The sequence below is a fragment of the Streptomyces sp. PT12 genome, from assembly GCF_003311645.1.
Lineage (GTDB): Bacteria > Actinomycetota > Actinomycetes > Streptomycetales > Streptomycetaceae > Streptomyces.
Window position 1 is genome coordinate 1 of sequence record NZ_QEST01000233.1, and the last position, 494, is coordinate 494.

1 protein-coding gene and 1 pseudogene are annotated in these 494 nt (G+C 68.0%); both read right to left on the minus strand.

The window, feature by feature from the left end:
* Positions 1-233, minus strand: a 233-nt coding sequence (locus tag DEH69_RS33705; RefSeq protein WP_369008278.1) for a polyketide synthase dehydratase domain-containing protein, incomplete at its 3' end; no start/stop codon positions are given.
* Between the two features lie 168 nt (positions 234-401).
* A pseudogene (locus DEH69_RS33710) lies at positions 402-479 on the minus strand (hypothetical protein); the annotation flags it as partial.
* Positions 480-494 lie beyond the last annotated feature (15 nt).

Below are 494 nucleotides of genomic sequence, written 5' to 3' on the forward strand. Positions count from 1 at the left end.
AGCGAGACGCCCGACCAGGCGAACGGCAAACGCCCGGTGTCGGAGAAGTAGTCGCCGAGGCCGATGGCGTGCAGGGCCGAGTCCAGCAACACCGGATGCAGCCCAAACCCCGCCACCTCATCAACGGCGACCTCGGCAAACACCTCATCCCCACGCCGCCACGCCGCCCGAAGCCCCTGGAACGCAGGCCCATACTCCAAGCCCTCGTAGAACCCACCCAGATCAACAGCCACCGCACCCGCAGGAGGCCACTCCACCAACCCCTCACCCGACACCCCACCCGACGGCGACGACGCCAGCACACCACTCGCATGCCGCGTCCACACCTCGTCGTCGCGTGTGCGCGAGTAGAGCTGCACGGTCCTCAGGCCGTCGTCTTCGTTGAGGGGTCCAACGCTCAACTGAACGGCGACGCCGCCTCGTTCGGGAAGGACGAGCGGCGCTTCAAGGGTCAGCTCCTCGACCAGCTCACAGCCCACCTGGTCACCCGCGCG